The organism is Bacteriovorax sp. HI3 (assembly GCF_059738875.1).
Genome location: NZ_AP026946.1, coordinates 3,671,948 through 3,685,670, shown reverse-complemented (window position 1 = coordinate 3,685,670; position 13,723 = coordinate 3,671,948). Strand labels below are relative to the sequence as shown.

The 13,723-nt window shown below is 39.0% G+C and carries 13 protein-coding genes; 12 read left to right on the top strand and 1 reads right to left on the bottom strand.

Annotated features, from left to right (window positions below; all coding sequences use genetic code 11):
• The first annotated feature begins 117 nt into the window (after window positions 1-117).
• Genes AC6JA8_RS18280 through AC6JA8_RS18265 form a run of 4 tightly spaced genes read left to right on the top strand, consistent with a single transcriptional unit; the run spans window position 118 to window position 3,948 of the window.
• On the top strand, window positions 118-1,680 hold the full coding sequence (locus AC6JA8_RS18280; RefSeq protein WP_497975093.1) for a sigma-54 interaction domain-containing protein: 1,563 nt from the start codon (window positions 118-120) through the stop codon (window positions 1,678-1,680).
• Window positions 1,681-1,739: 59 nt separating this feature from the next.
• A complete protein-coding gene (locus tag AC6JA8_RS18275; RefSeq protein WP_497975092.1) occupies window positions 1,740-2,318 on the top strand; it encodes a hypothetical protein in 579 nt (192 codons plus the stop codon).
• The gene (locus AC6JA8_RS18270; protein ID WP_497975091.1) at window positions 2,306-3,076 is read left to right on the top strand and encodes a hypothetical protein; all 771 of its coding nucleotides are present in this window, start codon (window positions 2,306-2,308) and stop codon (window positions 3,074-3,076) included. The genes AC6JA8_RS18275 and AC6JA8_RS18270 overlap by 13 nt, the downstream gene beginning before the upstream one ends.
• Window positions 3,073-3,948, top strand: a complete 876-nt coding sequence (locus AC6JA8_RS18265) for a hypothetical protein (protein ID WP_497975090.1) — start codon at window positions 3,073-3,075, stop codon at window positions 3,946-3,948. The genes AC6JA8_RS18270 and AC6JA8_RS18265 overlap by 4 nt, the downstream gene beginning before the upstream one ends.
• Here the strand turns inward: AC6JA8_RS18265 and AC6JA8_RS18260 are convergent.
• Window positions 3,914-4,819, bottom strand: a complete 906-nt coding sequence (locus AC6JA8_RS18260; protein ID WP_497975089.1) for a hypothetical protein — start codon at window positions 4,817-4,819, stop codon at window positions 3,914-3,916. The genes AC6JA8_RS18265 and AC6JA8_RS18260 overlap by 35 nt on opposite strands.
• A 13-nt stretch (window positions 4,820-4,832) precedes the next feature.
• Between AC6JA8_RS18260 and AC6JA8_RS18255 the strand changes: the two genes are divergently transcribed.
• The 8 genes from AC6JA8_RS18255 (at window position 4,833) to AC6JA8_RS18220 (ending at window position 13,722) form a co-directional block, all read left to right on the top strand.
• The gene (locus AC6JA8_RS18255) at window positions 4,833-6,854 is read left to right on the top strand and encodes an alkaline phosphatase family protein (RefSeq protein ID WP_497975088.1); all 2,022 of its coding nucleotides are present in this window, start codon (window positions 4,833-4,835) and stop codon (window positions 6,852-6,854) included.
• Window positions 6,851-7,825: an ABC transporter substrate-binding protein gene (locus AC6JA8_RS18250; RefSeq protein WP_497975087.1), complete on the top strand. Its 975-nt coding sequence runs from the start codon at window positions 6,851-6,853 to the stop codon at window positions 7,823-7,825. Before AC6JA8_RS18255 ends, AC6JA8_RS18250 begins: the two co-directional genes overlap by 4 nt.
• Window positions 7,825-8,433: an ABC transporter permease gene (locus AC6JA8_RS18245; protein ID WP_497975086.1), complete on the top strand. Its 609-nt coding sequence runs from the start codon at window positions 7,825-7,827 to the stop codon at window positions 8,431-8,433. The genes AC6JA8_RS18250 and AC6JA8_RS18245 overlap by 1 nt, the downstream gene beginning before the upstream one ends.
• On the top strand, window positions 8,424-9,032 hold the full coding sequence (locus AC6JA8_RS18240; RefSeq protein ID WP_497975085.1) for an ATP-binding cassette domain-containing protein: 609 nt from the start codon (window positions 8,424-8,426) through the stop codon (window positions 9,030-9,032). The genes AC6JA8_RS18245 and AC6JA8_RS18240 overlap by 10 nt, the downstream gene beginning before the upstream one ends.
• Window position 9,033: 1 nt before the next feature.
• Window positions 9,034-10,080 (top strand): hypothetical protein, encoded by a 1,047-nt coding sequence (locus AC6JA8_RS18235; protein ID WP_497975084.1) that lies wholly within the window; start codon window positions 9,034-9,036, stop codon window positions 10,078-10,080.
• A 110-nt stretch (window positions 10,081-10,190) separates the two neighbouring features.
• Window positions 10,191-11,756 (top strand): acyl-CoA carboxylase subunit beta, encoded by a 1,566-nt coding sequence (locus tag AC6JA8_RS18230; protein WP_497975083.1) that lies wholly within the window; start codon window positions 10,191-10,193, stop codon window positions 11,754-11,756.
• Entirely contained in the window at window positions 11,753-13,210 is a 1,458-nt protein-coding gene (locus AC6JA8_RS18225; protein ID WP_497975082.1) for an acetyl-CoA carboxylase biotin carboxylase subunit, read from the top strand. Before AC6JA8_RS18230 ends, AC6JA8_RS18225 begins: the two co-directional genes overlap by 4 nt.
• Window positions 13,210-13,722: a biotin/lipoyl-containing protein gene (locus tag AC6JA8_RS18220; RefSeq protein ID WP_497975081.1), complete on the top strand. Its 513-nt coding sequence runs from the start codon at window positions 13,210-13,212 to the stop codon at window positions 13,720-13,722. The genes AC6JA8_RS18225 and AC6JA8_RS18220 overlap by 1 nt, the downstream gene beginning before the upstream one ends.
• Window position 13,723 lies beyond the last annotated feature (1 nt).

The window sequence follows — 13,723 nt, the reverse complement described above, 5'->3', positions numbered from 1 at the left end:
CATCCTTGCCTGTTAAAAATTTTATCAATTCTTTTAAGATTTTCCTGAAACTGCCGAAAAGTTTTACAACTTAGCTGCCTTTACTACCACGGGCACAGACTCAAGCAGGAGAGTTGTATGATTAATTGGCAAGATATGGGGAAACTTCACGTTATCTCTAAACTAGAAGGGATTCTAGGTAAATGGTTTGATGTTGAGATGTTCTATACGGATGCTCACGGAAAACTTTGGTCTGATCATGCAAGCAAAACATATTCATTTAAATCTCACTTCATGAAAGTGCAAATGCAATCAGCTTATGGACATGACTTCCTGGCGGAAGACATTGAGAAGATGGTTGAAAAGATGGCCTCTACTAATGAAGTAGTGGTTTATGAATCATTTTTTAAACACGTAAAAGGTGTGGCGTTCCCGGTTAAAGTTGACGGGGAATTTGCTGGGGCGGTTTTCGTTTATCCATTCGTACTTGATACTGCAACAAGTGCTGATGTTGAAATGCTAAAAGCTCAAATGATTGAATGTGGATCAACGCCAGCTGACGCTGCTGTTGCTTGTGAAAAAATTAAGAAAATGTGGCCGCGTGAACTTGAATACGTAAAAGAGCTTACATCATTAGTAGCGGAAGAGATGGTTTCTTTCCACGATGAGATCACTAAGCGCGAAGATCAAATCCAGGCACTTTCATCTGAAGTAGGTGAAAAATACCGTTACCACGCAATGATTGGTAAATCGAAGAAGATGCAAGCGATCTACTCTCTACTTGAGAAGATCTCTAACTCTGAATCTTCAGTTCTAATCAACGGGGAAAACGGAACAGGTAAGGAACTTGTAGCTAAGGCGATTCACTTCTATTCTCCAAGAAAAGATAAGATGTTCTTAGCGGTTAACTGTTCAGCGTTTAACGACAACCTTCTAGATTCGGAATTATTCGGACACGTAAAAGGATCGTTTACTGGAGCAGTAAAAGATAAAAAAGGTCTATTTGAAACAGCTAACGGTGGAACACTGTTCCTGGATGAAATCGGGGATACAACTCTATCGATGCAGGTAAAGCTTCTTCGCGTACTACAAGAAGGAACATACCTACCAGTTGGGGCTACGGCTCCGAAAAAAGTTGACGTGAGAATTGTAGCGGCGACAAACAAGAACCTTAAAGAAATGATGGCAAAAGGTGAGTTCAGAGAAGACTTATATTACAGAATTAACGTAATCAACGTTGCTCTTCCACCTCTTCGTGAGCGCCATGACGATATCCCTGTTCTGATGGATTACTTCCTGAAGAAGAGATGTGATGAAGCTGGTAAGGCACTTAAGACTTTTGCGAAAAAGTGTATGGAAAAGATGCTTGATTACCCATGGCCAGGTAACGTTCGTGAGCTAGAGAACGAAGTTGAAAGACTTGTTGTTCTTGCTGGTGACGAAAAAATGATTGGGCCGGAAAATCTTTCGCCAAGAATTATTGATTGGGGAGCCTCAGCAGAACCAGCTTTCAAAGGTGTTAATACAGAGGGAACTCTGAGAGACGCTCTTGAGCAACTGGAAATCATGATGATCCGTGAAGGATTGAAGCGCTGCAATTTCAATAAGTCTAAACTTGCTAAGGAATTAGATATTTCAAGAGCGAGTTTAATTATGAAAGTAGAAAAATACGGACTTGATAAACGCGCTAAAGCTGCTTAATTAAATCTTACGAAAGCAGTTAGTTGAAGTTATTTTGAGCCTGCTATATCATTGGATAAATGACTATAGCTCTTAAAATTAAAAACTTCATACTAACTGCTTTTTTAGTTTTATCTCCTGCTATTGCCTTTTCTTCAATCACTTATCAGTCAATTCAATTAGAGCATTCAAAAGATTTAAAAAGCTTTAAAAGAGTTAAAGAAGGGCCTTTTGATCCAGCTGGCTCATATGTGCTGGAGTCTGGTGATGGTCAAATTATAAAGATTACATACGAAGATTTAAAAAACAAAAATGCTAAAGAGATGAAAAATAGCTTTCAACGAAAGATTCTTCAGTTTTCACTCTTATTTGAGCAAAGATCTTCACCCTATCAAGGGGCGATTACAGTTAATACCGAATGCTTTGAGAAAGAAGCCTTAAAGAAAAAAGTGATTTCTAAAGAAGGAACTCTCAGTGTTGTCTTTGATACAAAAGCTACCCGCAATTTTGCCTATGGAAAATGCGATGGTGAGAGTGTGACTTACTTTTCAAAATACTTTGTCGTTTTATGTGAAAAACAGGCGCAATTGTTTGATGTAAAGTATTTCGCTAAAAATAAAAAAGACCTTGAGGGGGCTGAAGTTAAATGCTTAAAATAATCCTCTCGTTTATTCTCTCTTTTTCAGCATCAGCTGTGGAAATTACTGTTGGTGTTCCCCCGGTCTATAAGAAACTAACGGATCATCAAGAAGATAAAATAAAAATTAAATTTGAATATGATAGGTTTAGCCAGAGAACAATGAATCGAACAATTGGTGGAGAGTTGTCGATGTCTATTCTTTCTCCACAAAATACCATTCAGTCGATGTGGTATGGTGAAATTCTAGTGAAAAGAGTTGTTGATGACTTCTATGCTTACATTCTCTTGTCGCCAAAATTAGGAAAGGTAGACAAAGAAAAACTAGAAAACAAAGTAATTGGCGTCATCCCTAATTCCACTAATGAATACTTTTTGAGCAAATATCTTGGGAAGATTCAATACCGTAAAATGGCCGTGAATTCGCGGGAACTTGAAGCCTTGATAAAGTCAGGGTTTATTTTAAATGGACAGAGTGTGGATGCAGTTGTCGTTGATCCCGAATTATATCATCAATACCAAAAGCTCCCCTCTATTAAGTTCAATGCGGGCCTATATTTTTTAGTGTTAGGGGCAAAGTCTGAAACGTTTGTGAGTGAGCCTGCTTTTGTAAATGCACTTAAAAAAAATGGGATTCGGCCAAGAAATGTCACTCCGCTTGATTTCGGGGCGATTAAAGAACTCAATGAATCTTTATTAAAGGATAGAAAAGACAGGGAGCAGTTTGAAGTTAATTTTCAGCAAATGACCAAAATATATGCATCTGAAGGTGCTAAGTGATTTCATTTTTTCTTCATTTTTTAATCTCTAGTGCGATGGCGGTTTCGCTCGAAAGCAATTGTCAGAAAGTCGTGATTTCAGAGAAGGAAATTAAGCTTGTAGAGACAAAAGAATGCAAAGAAAAGGATCTTCTTCAGAAAAGCAACTTGAGCAGAGATGTACAAAATAAGTTTTTTGTTGAAGGACAAAAAAAGAATGAATTTTATATTTTTTATCAAAAAATTGAAGACACAATGTTTTGTAAGTTTCCAACTGACTATATAAAAGTGGTTGGGGGAAATCGCAAGTGGAGTGGATTAGATCAACTTGGACAGGTTGTCGGATTAATTAATCAGCAAAGAGTTTTACGTCTTAATGTCAGTGAATCCACCAATACCCAAAAACTATGCTACCCGTTTCCTGGATTTACCCGTGCAAGGAAAATTAAAAAAGGGTTATTGCCAGAAAAAATGGCAGCTAAAAATGATCTTTATATGATTTTCTCTAAAAGAATGGGGTCTCTCTTTTTTATAAATCCTCGCTTGGATCGGTTTGAGTTTGTGATGAATACGACAAGAGAAATAACCATAATGGATGCAATACTAAGGAAAAATGGTGACCTGGTGATGCTTACCAAAAACAAAACAGATGCTAAGTTTTGTATGGAACAATGGGATTTTGAATCGGGTATAAAAATGAAAGAGATTTGCGATTTGGAGCCAACAGAAGGACAAATCTTGATCGATTTTGATAGCAAGTTTTTACGAGCATACAAAAAGAATGAAGAAATTGTTTTTGAGGAAAGAAGTTTTTCAGGAACTCCTAAAATGGTGAAGGCACTTAAAGTAGGTAAGGAGTTTAATTTGTTGACGGCGATTGAGACTTTTGATTAAGCGAGTGAAAGAAAATAAGAAAGATATGCACGACAAGAATGGAAATAATAGCAATAAGCGCCTGAGGAAAAAATAACAAAGCAAAGATACCAACAAAAGGCACATTTTTCATAGAAACAGTAACTGCATAGGTCTTCGGGAATCCAAAGAGTTTAGCTAAAAAGAAGACACCAAAATCCTGAAAAACAGCAAAACAAATAATGGCAATCCAGTCCTGTGTCATGAAGTGATGCAAGTCATTCTTCAAGTAAGAACTTCCAACAAAAATAAAACTTAAAATACCGATTAGGAGCATGTTTATTAAAGGCAGGCCCTGGCCCACTTTTTTAATTAACTGCTCTGATGACTGTTTGAAAAATTTTTTAAAAGAAAAAACGAGCAAAATAGGAAAAATCGTCAGCAGTAACGAATCAAGAATAATGGATAAAATATCCACTTTGATCATTTGATTAAAAAAGCAATAGATCATGATTGAGAAATAAAGAGGAAAAAGGAAGGTCGAGCTTAAGATGTGCTTAAGTGCGAGTTGCTTTTTATCCTGCTCATTTAAGAATTGAGGTGTAATAATCGCCAGAGGTGCAAGTCCTGTAATGAAGAATCCTAGCTTCAATGTGTGTGCGACATTCAGAAAGTGAGCTGAGGTGAAAACCAAGGCCGGAATAAAGAAATAAGAGAAGAAGATAAAATAAAAGTCCGTGCTATTATAATTAAAAATTGATTTAATTTTAAGATCAACAGAGATCATATTAATAGATAATAAAATAAATAAGACAACGAAGGCCCACTTGCTAAAGGCCAATGCATAGAATGGAAATGACCATCCAAGCAAAATTCCAATAAGTACGAATGTGGGATAAAAAAGTTGTCGCATACTTTAATGATGAATGAAAAATAGAATTTTGTCTAAACATTCAGTGCCGCTGATAATACAGATTACTTCAGTAATCTTTTTTCTCTTTGCTGTTTTTATTGCCAACAAACAAGCACCGACTTCATTGGAAAACAAGATCAAAGTTTATTGGTTCATTCCTGATGGGCTTCGAGCTGACCGCGAGCAATTTAATATTTTTGACTGGGCCAATAATGGAGAGCTTCCCAATTTAAGGCTTCTAATGGCCAGGGGAAGTTATGGTTACTCTCGTCCTGTTTTCCCAGGGCACACACCAACAAATTTTGCGACTCTTTTAACGGGAGTCAATCCTGATAAACATGGGGTTGCTGATGGGGCGATGAGAACTTTTGGTTACCCTCTCAGTATGGTGAGTAAAGGGGGGTTTAGTTCTTTAGCGAAGCTCGTTGCCCCAATTTGGACAGAATTAGAAGATAAGAGTTACATCGTTTCTTTGCAGTCAGTACCAGGATCAACGCCTCCTGAAATTTTTAAAGGAAACGTCATCAAAGGTCGCTGGGGGGGATGGGGAGTTGAGTTTCCCTCGATGGTCGTTGAGCCTGAGCAAAAAGATGAGAAGTTATATAAAAGCCTCGGGCACAATAGATTGGTGTTTGCTAGTGGACCAGAGCTTCTGACATTTGCTCAGGAGAAAAAAGCAAGTTTTTATGAATTCAATACATGGGGACAGCGTTTTAATGTTCAAGTATTAAAAGATGCTGTAGTTGTGTCCGTGAATGGTGTCGAATTTCGTCTAAAAGAAGGGCAGTGGACAAATTGGTTTACGCTGCCACTTACCTATGAGTTAAAAAATGATTATCAGATTCATTCGCCTAAAAAAACAGATTGGGAAAATCAGCTTTCATCTGTAGAAGTGAATGTGCATGCTAAAGTGAAACTTATCGCATTGGCCGAAGGAAAGTTTCGCTTAAGGATTTTATTTGATTCTTTAAATGAATACTTAACTTATCCGGCAGCTCTCGCAGAAGATATGACAAAAAAACTTGGGCCAATGGTTGATTTTGTTGATAATTATCCACCTCAGTTGATTTACCACCAGAACGACAAACAGACTTTTTTAGAAGAATCAAAAATAAGTTGGGATTGGCATCAAAGAGTTGTTCCTTATTTGATGAAAGACTTAAAGTCCGATTTCATTATCCATAGTGTTTATAATCCAAATCAAATGCTCACAAGTCGATGGTGGCTTCCTTATATTGATAATGATGGCCATCTCTATCAAACGATTTCAGCAGAAGAGAAAAATATGCTTTGGACAGAAGTTAAAGAGATGTACCGTGAAATGGATCGCGTTTTAGGCGAGATCATGAAAAATGCGGATGAAAACACCTATATCATTCTGAGTTCTGATCATGGTGCTATTCCACTTAATAATGAAGTTCGATTGAATAATCTTTTTGCCCAAAAAGGATGGCTGAAATTTCATTATAGTGAGCGAACAAAAAGTTATGAAATTGACTGGAAAGAAACACAGGTTGTTTTCTTGCAGATGAATAATATCTACATTAACCCTAAAGGATTGGGCGATCCTTATAATCCAGTTCATACGCAAGAATCAGAGAAACTTAAAGAAGAAGTGATTAAGGCCATCAATGAATTAAAAGATGACAAAACAGGAAAGAGGATTTTGGCCGGAGTCTGGCGCCGTGAAGCCGTTGAAGAAATTCATATGCCTAAAGAGCGCGTTGGCGATTTGGTCGTTTCACCATTGCCAGGTTTTAGTTGGGTAGAAGATGTGAGCGAAGATGGGGAAGTTGTCACTGGCTCATTAAAAGGTGGTTACAAACAGGCATTAAACCCTGAGCATATTGAAGGACTCTTAACTCCTTTTGTGATTGCTGGCCCTGGGATAAAAACCAATTTCAAAATTGAGCGAGTTTTACAACATGTAGACCAATATGCAACAATCGCTAAAATAACAAAGATAAATCATCTGACCAAGCCTGTGCTTGATGGCAAAGTTATAAGTGAAATTTTTTATATAGGTGAGAAATGAAAAAGTTAATGGCAATTTTGTTTTTGGTTTCTAGCTTAGCAATGGCCGATGAGCCCATTAAGCTTCGTATTGGATGGCAGGTTCCCTGGGCGCTTCAAGGCCAGCTGGTTCAGGTATTAAAGCACACTGATATTCTTAAAAAAAATGGAATTGAGGCAGAGTTTGTAGGAAGAAACTTTGGTCCGGAGTTAAATGAGTTAGCAATGGGATCACAAATTGATGTGGTTTTGACTGCAGATCAGCCGGCAGCACAGCTTTTTTCAAAAGATAAAGGCTGGGTAGGGATTTCTCGCATGATGTACAACAGGACATCAACATACGTTCCAGTGAAGTCACCGATTAAAGATTTAAAAGAATTAAAGGGAAAGACAGTTGGTGTGCCGTTTGGTGCAGCAGCAGAAAGAATTGTTGTCGATGGGCTAACACAAGCAGGATTGAATGCCAGAGAAGATGTAAAGTTCATCAATCTGGGAATTCAAGAGCACATTCCGTTAGTGTTAAAAAGCGGAGCAGAGTCTTTGATGTGGGATCAGTTTGATGCTTTAAGTGGATTTGATCCAGTTCCGGCCATCTTAAAGTCTAGAGGACTAGTAAGAGAGATCCATGTTGGCAAAGTATGTTCAATGATTCTTATGAATAAAGAATTTTTGGCAAAAAACCCTAAGGCCGCAGTCGCGATGATTACGTCTTTCCGCGATGCTTATGCTTATTACAATAAAAATAGAGCGCAAGTTGATAAATGGTTTATGGAAGAAGCTAAGTTTGATTTAAAAGACAGTGGTGCTTTAACTATCGCTTCATCGCTTGAGCCGAACTTAAATGCTAAGAAAAATGCAGATATCCGCATGCAGTTTAATGAAGATGATTTCTTGATTATGCAAAAGGGAGCTGACTTCATTAAGAAAAACATTAATAAAGACATCAATATGAAAGACTTTGTTAATAACGATTACGCAAAACTTGTAAAATAATGTACGACCTTCTTTTAAATTCCTGGAGCAGTTTTTCTCGCGTTCTTATTGGAGGTGCGATGGCGGTTGTTCTGGGAATTCTTTTGGGCTTTTTGCGCTATTCTTTACCGCGATTTCTAAAAAGAAATTTCATTATCAATTTAATTTTAGATGCACCTAAGTTCCCACCACCGATCGCCTGGATCCCATTTGTTATTTTGTTTTTCGGGATTGGGAATATGGCCTCTTTTGTTATTGTGTTTATCGGGGTCTTACCTTCAATTGCAACTCAGGTTTATGATGGGCTGGAGAGTATTAAACTCGAAGTGCTTCAGACGGCGAGATCAATGCAGTTAAGTAAAATGAAAATGCTGAGGTTTATTCTTATCCCCGCTATTTTACCTCAACTCATGACCGGAATTCGCGTAGGCTTTTCTATGGGGTGGATGTCGATTATTGCGGCCGAAATGATCAGTGGTCAATCGGGGCTAGGGTATTCGATTCAGATCAATCGAATCAACTTACAATATGCAAACATGATTTACGATATGATCGCCATTGGTGTCATTGGATATTTAATGACAAGGCTCCTTTATTTGCTGGAAGCGAGGATGGCCCCATGGAAGTAGTTAAAGTTCAAAATCTTTATTTTGCTTACTCTGAGGATAAAGCGATTTTTTCAGGAATCGATTTCACTGCTAAAGCAGGAGAGGTCATTTTGCTCAAAGGGACTTCTGGGTGTGGAAAAAGCACTTTCGCCTCATTGGTTGCAGGTCATTTGAAGCCTCAGGGCGGGAGTATTGAAGTCAATAAAAAGAAGATGGTTTCTCCTTGCCGCGATGTCATCGTAGTCCATCAGGAAAATGACTTGTTTCCATGGTTGAGCGTCAGAGAGCATTTGCTTTTTTTAAAGGAAGCAGGGCTGGAGACGGAAGTGATAGATGTCGATGGTTATCTACAAAAATTTGGGCTGGCAAAGTCTGAAGGCCTATTTCCAAGAGAGATTTCTGGGGGAATGAAGCGAAGACTGGCCATCTTACGTGGGATGCTTCTTAGGCCAAAAGTTCTGATTTTGGATGAATCACTAAGCTCCTTAGATGATAAATGGAAAAATGACATTTTGATTGAAGTTAAAAGCTTCACCGAAAAAAATAATATTCTCCTAATTCTCATTGATCACAACACTGAAAGTATTGGCCATCTCATCTCCAGAGTGGTGGAGCTTTAGTATGTTAAAGTTTCTGATTTTATTTTTACTGTTTATTTCATCGGCCTGGGCCATGCCGGTCATTCAGATCGGTTGCGAACTTTATGATGAAAACGGTGGACTGATTAAAAGATTCCCGGGATCAATGTGCCATTTTGAAGAAAGTGGAGATAGGGTTCAGGTCAATTATCAAGATATTCAATATATCAATGCCAACGAAAAAGTAGTCTGGTCAGCAGCGGGAGTTCATCACCATCAGCTTAAAGTCGATAGTGAAAGAAACGAGCTGGCGATTCTGGGCGAGATATCTCATAAGGTTTTTGGCTGTGCCACGAGATTCGATACAATTGAAATCTATGACATGAAAACAGGACGACTAAAACACTTAGTCGATTTTAAGGATGTTTTTGAAAAAAAGATTATTCAAATCTCCAGAGAGTATGCTTTCTTAAAAAAACTCAATATGAGAAATAGCAAAAATTATTTATGCGATACAACTCATGTAAACTCTTTCTTTCAGATTACCAAGAACCCAATTTCTAAAAAGATCCCGGCATTTGCCGAAGGAAACTGGCTGGTGAATTTTTCTTTTACTGGATATGTGCTCATTTTTGACCGCGATTTTAAAGAAGTCCTGTGGCATCGAAATATTGAACTTCCAGGGATTAACTTTCATGACATTCAATCTACGGCCGAAGGAAAAATTCTTCTTTATGTGAATAACCACTTCAATGCCTCTGAACCAAAAAGACCTTATTCTGCGATTGCAGAAATTGATCCACTGGTAAACGGTAAAGGAGCTATTAAGGTTTATGATATGAAATATCAGGGGAAGAAATTCTATCAAGCACTCGCCGGAGGAATGCAGCTTCTGCCAAATCAAAGGAAACTCGCGTCAGTGTACACTCCACAAGAAGGCCACATGGCCGCTTACTTTGATAAAAATTGGAACGTAGAGAAAAAATTCACACCCAAGCCCGCGCCCTTTGGTAGCGGAGGCCAAGTCTTTCAAGAGGCACGCTTAATCAATCTAAATACCTTCTTCAAAAACTACCGTGGCCCTTTCTAGCCTGTGCCTTGCGTTGTTTAGTCGCATTTTTTCACTCTTATTTGACGCACTATAAGTAGCCTCCTAAAGAATGACAGTATAAAATGCCTCCTTCTTTAGGAGGTTTTTTTATGTCTCAAACCCAGACACTGGAAGGGAAGCGTGAGCTATTGCTAAAATTAAGACAAGAGTCTGAACTTGGCGGCGGCGAAGCCCGTATTAAAAAACAACACGAACAAGGTAAATATACAGCGAGAGAAAGAATTGAGCGCCTGGTAGATCCGGGATCATTTCTTGAATTCGATCGTTTTATTATTAGTAAAAAAGCGGTTATGGGAAAAGGAGAGTCTTTTCTTGGTGACGGTGTAGTTACAGGTATTGCAACTATCAACGGACAAAAGATCGCTCTATACTCTCAAGACTTTACTTGCTTTGGTGGATCTCTAGGATCTGCTCACGCAAAGAAAATCTGTAAGATCATGGACTTCGCTCTTGAAAACAGAATTCCAATCATCGGTATGAACGATTCAGGTGGAGCTCGTATTCAAGAAGGTGTTGAAGGTCTAGCTGGATACGGTGAAATTTTCTACAGAAACGTAAAGTGTTCTGGTGTAATTCCACAAATCTCTCTTATCCTTGGACCATGTGCTGGTGGAGCGGTTTATTCTCCTGCTCTAACAGACTTCATTTTCATGGTGGATAAATCTTCATACATGTTTGTTACTGGTCCAGATGTTATCAAGACTGTAACTCACGAAGAAGTAACAAAAGATCAGCTTGGTGGAGCTGGAACACACGCTGAGAAATCAGGTGTAGCTCAGTTTAAAGTTGGATCGGAAGATGAGTGTTTCGAAAGAGTTCGCGAACTTCTTTCATACATTCCACCGGCGAACTTCACAAAAGCGACTCCAAAATACACGTCGGATACAATTTATCGCGACAACGTAAAAATTAAAGAAACTGTTCCAGCTAACCCGAAAAAACCATACGACATGAAAGAAATCATCTTTGATGTTGTCGATGACTCTCAGTTCTTAGAAGTTCATAAAGACTACGCTAAAAACATCATCGTTGGTTTTGCTTCAGTGGGTGGAATCAAGATCGGTATCGTAGCAAACCAACCAGCAGTACTTGCCGGAGTTCTTGATATCGCTTCATCTGAAAAAGCAGCACGTTTCGTAAGATTCTGTGACGCTTTCGATATTCCTATCCTAACTCTAGTAGACGTTCCAGGATTCCTTCCGGGAACTAACCAAGAGTACGGCGGGATCATTAAGCACGGATCAAAACTTCTATACGCTTACTCTGAAGCAACTGTACCTCTAATCTCGATCATCACTCGTAAGTCTTACGGTGGTGCTTACCTGGTTATGGCGTCTAAGCACATCAGAACAGACGTTAACCTTGCTTACCCAACTGCGGAAATCGCGGTAATGGGAGCTGAAGGTGCGGTAAACATTATTCACAGAGGTGAAATGGAAGGATTAACTGGAAAAGCTTTCGACGATAAGAAAGCACAGTTAATTGCAGACTATGAAGAGCAATTCGCAAATCCTTACAGAGCTGCGGAACTTGGATTCATGGACGCGATCATTCTTCCGGAAGAAACTCGTAAGAGAGTTTATGAATACCTTGTTGCTCTTAAGAATAAGAAGCAAGAGAAGCCTAAACGTAAACACGGGAACATCCAACTATGAGCCAAGGTACAACAAAGACGACTGCATCTAATAAAAGGATTCTCATCATTAACCGTGGAGAAATTGCCTCTCGTATCGCTAAAGCGTGTCGCGAGTTAGGTCACACTGCTGTTGGTGTTTGGACTGATAACGAAGTTCAAGCAAAGCACCTTGAAATGTGTGATGAATGGGTAAGACTTCCAGGGTCTACAAATGCCGAGACTTACTTAAACATTCCAAACATCCTTGATGTTTGTAAAAAGTATAAAATTGATGGTGTTCACCCAGGATACGGGTTCCTGTCTGAAAACACAGAGTTTTCTCAAGCTCTAGTTGATAATGGAATCACTTGGATTGGACCACACCCAGAAGCTGTAAGAGTTATGGGTGATAAAGCGGTTTCAAAAGAATTTGCTCAAAAAGTTGGTATGCCAGTAGTTCCTGGATCAACTGGACCGGTAAAATCTATTGAAGAAGCTATCAAGATTGGTAATCAGATTAAATATCCTATCCTTCTTAAAGCTGTTGCCGGTGGTGGTGGACGTGGTATGCGCGTTTGTCACAACGAGGAAGACGTTAGAAATAACTTCGAAGCAGTAGGAAGAGAAGCAGCAGCTGCTTTCAAGAATGGTGACTTACTTGTAGAAAAATACATCGTAAATCCACACCACATTGAAGTTCAGATTCTAGCTGATAGAAAAGGAAACGTTTTCCATTTCTTCGAAAGAGAATGTTCAATTCAACGTCGTCACCAAAAGATCGTTGAAGAAGCTCCATCTCCATTTATTGGTGATGATGAAGATCTTCGTCAGCGCGTTTGTATGTCAGCGGTTAACCTTGCTAAGGCCATCAAGTATGACTCTGCAGGAACTGTTGAATTAATCATGGGTGAAGACAGAGAGTTCTACTTCCTTGAAATGAACACACGTATCCAGGTAGAGCACCCGATTACTGAAGAAATCACAGGAATCGACTTGATCGTATGTATGATCCAGTCTGCTTTCGGTGACGATCTTGGGATTCCTTCACAGGAATGGATTAAGAGAACAGGTCACGCTATTGAATGCCGTATCTGTGCTGAAGATCCAATCACAATGCTTCCAGCTCCAGGAACAGTAACAGGTTGTGAAACGAACTTCCCTCAAGGAACTCGTTTTGATAACTGTCTTTATAAAGGACTTCAAGTAACTCCAGATTTCGACCCGATGGTAGGAAAGCTGGTTGTTAAAGGGATTCTAAGAGAAGTAGCGATCAGAAAAATGAAAGCTGCTCTTGATGGTCTTTTAATCGAAGGATTAAAGACGAATATCCCTCTTCATAAAGTGATTATGAAGAACGAAGTTTTCGTTAAAGGTAAATATTCAACTAACTTCATTGGTACTGAAAAACCTCAAGAACAGGTGAGTACAGACATGAACTTCACGCACATCTACAAGCAGATTGCGGGAATTGAAGCAAGAAGAATGGGGTTATAATGAGAACGTATTTAATTGATAACGATAAAAACGAATACATTATCGACCTGACAAAAACGATCACTCACTCAGCAGAGATGGTGGAGTTTGAGTTCAGAACGATTAAAGATCAAAAAGAAGTTAACAAAGAAACAATCTTTGTTAGAAAACTTGCTGATCAGTACTTTGCTTCAACTGACGGTGTGAGATGGAACAAGCTTGCTCGCCAGGATTCTCCAGGGATCATGCTGAACGTGGATAAAGTTTTCAAGCTTTACCGCGGATACAAGCCATCTTCACTTGGTGGTGGAGACGAAGGCGGACTATTCACGCAAATGCCAGGTAAAGTTGTTAAGATCAACTGTAAAGTTGGCGACAAAGTTACTAAAGGTCAGACACTTTTAATTCTTGAAGCTATGAAAATGGAAAACGAGATTAAGTGTGGAACAGACGGTGTTGTTAAAGCTATCCACGTTAAACCGGGTGATGCTCTTGATAACGGCGTTCTAATGATCGAAGTAGAAGCGGAATAAG

Bases quoted from the DNA above. Each gene is read 5' to 3' on its own strand.
- AC6JA8_RS18270 (WP_497975091.1), top strand. From the start codon at position 2,306: ATGCTTAAAATAATCCTCTCGTTTATTCTCTCTTTTTCAGCATCAGCT.
- AC6JA8_RS18225 (WP_497975082.1), top strand. From the start codon at position 11,753: ATGAGCCAAGGTACAACAAAGACGACTGCATCTAATAAAAGGATTCTC.
- AC6JA8_RS18240 (WP_497975085.1), top strand. From the start codon at position 8,424: ATGGAAGTAGTTAAAGTTCAAAATCTTTATTTTGCTTACTCTGAGGAT.
- AC6JA8_RS18230 (WP_497975083.1), top strand. From the start codon at position 10,191: ATGTCTCAAACCCAGACACTGGAAGGGAAGCGTGAGCTATTGCTAAAA.
- AC6JA8_RS18250 (WP_497975087.1), top strand. From the start codon at position 6,851: ATGAAAAAGTTAATGGCAATTTTGTTTTTGGTTTCTAGCTTAGCAATG.
- AC6JA8_RS18235 (WP_497975084.1), top strand. From the start codon at position 9,034: ATGTTAAAGTTTCTGATTTTATTTTTACTGTTTATTTCATCGGCCTGG.
- AC6JA8_RS18275 (WP_497975092.1), top strand. From the start codon at position 1,740: ATGACTATAGCTCTTAAAATTAAAAACTTCATACTAACTGCTTTTTTA.
- AC6JA8_RS18255 (WP_497975088.1), top strand. From the start codon at position 4,833: ATGAAAAATAGAATTTTGTCTAAACATTCAGTGCCGCTGATAATACAG.
- AC6JA8_RS18245 (WP_497975086.1), top strand. From the start codon at position 7,825: ATGTACGACCTTCTTTTAAATTCCTGGAGCAGTTTTTCTCGCGTTCTT.
- AC6JA8_RS18260 (WP_497975089.1), bottom strand. From the start codon at position 4,819: ATGCGACAACTTTTTTATCCCACATTCGTACTTATTGGAATTTTGCTT.
- AC6JA8_RS18280 (WP_497975093.1), top strand. From the start codon at position 118: ATGATTAATTGGCAAGATATGGGGAAACTTCACGTTATCTCTAAACTA.
- AC6JA8_RS18220 (WP_497975081.1), top strand. From the start codon at position 13,210: ATGAGAACGTATTTAATTGATAACGATAAAAACGAATACATTATCGAC.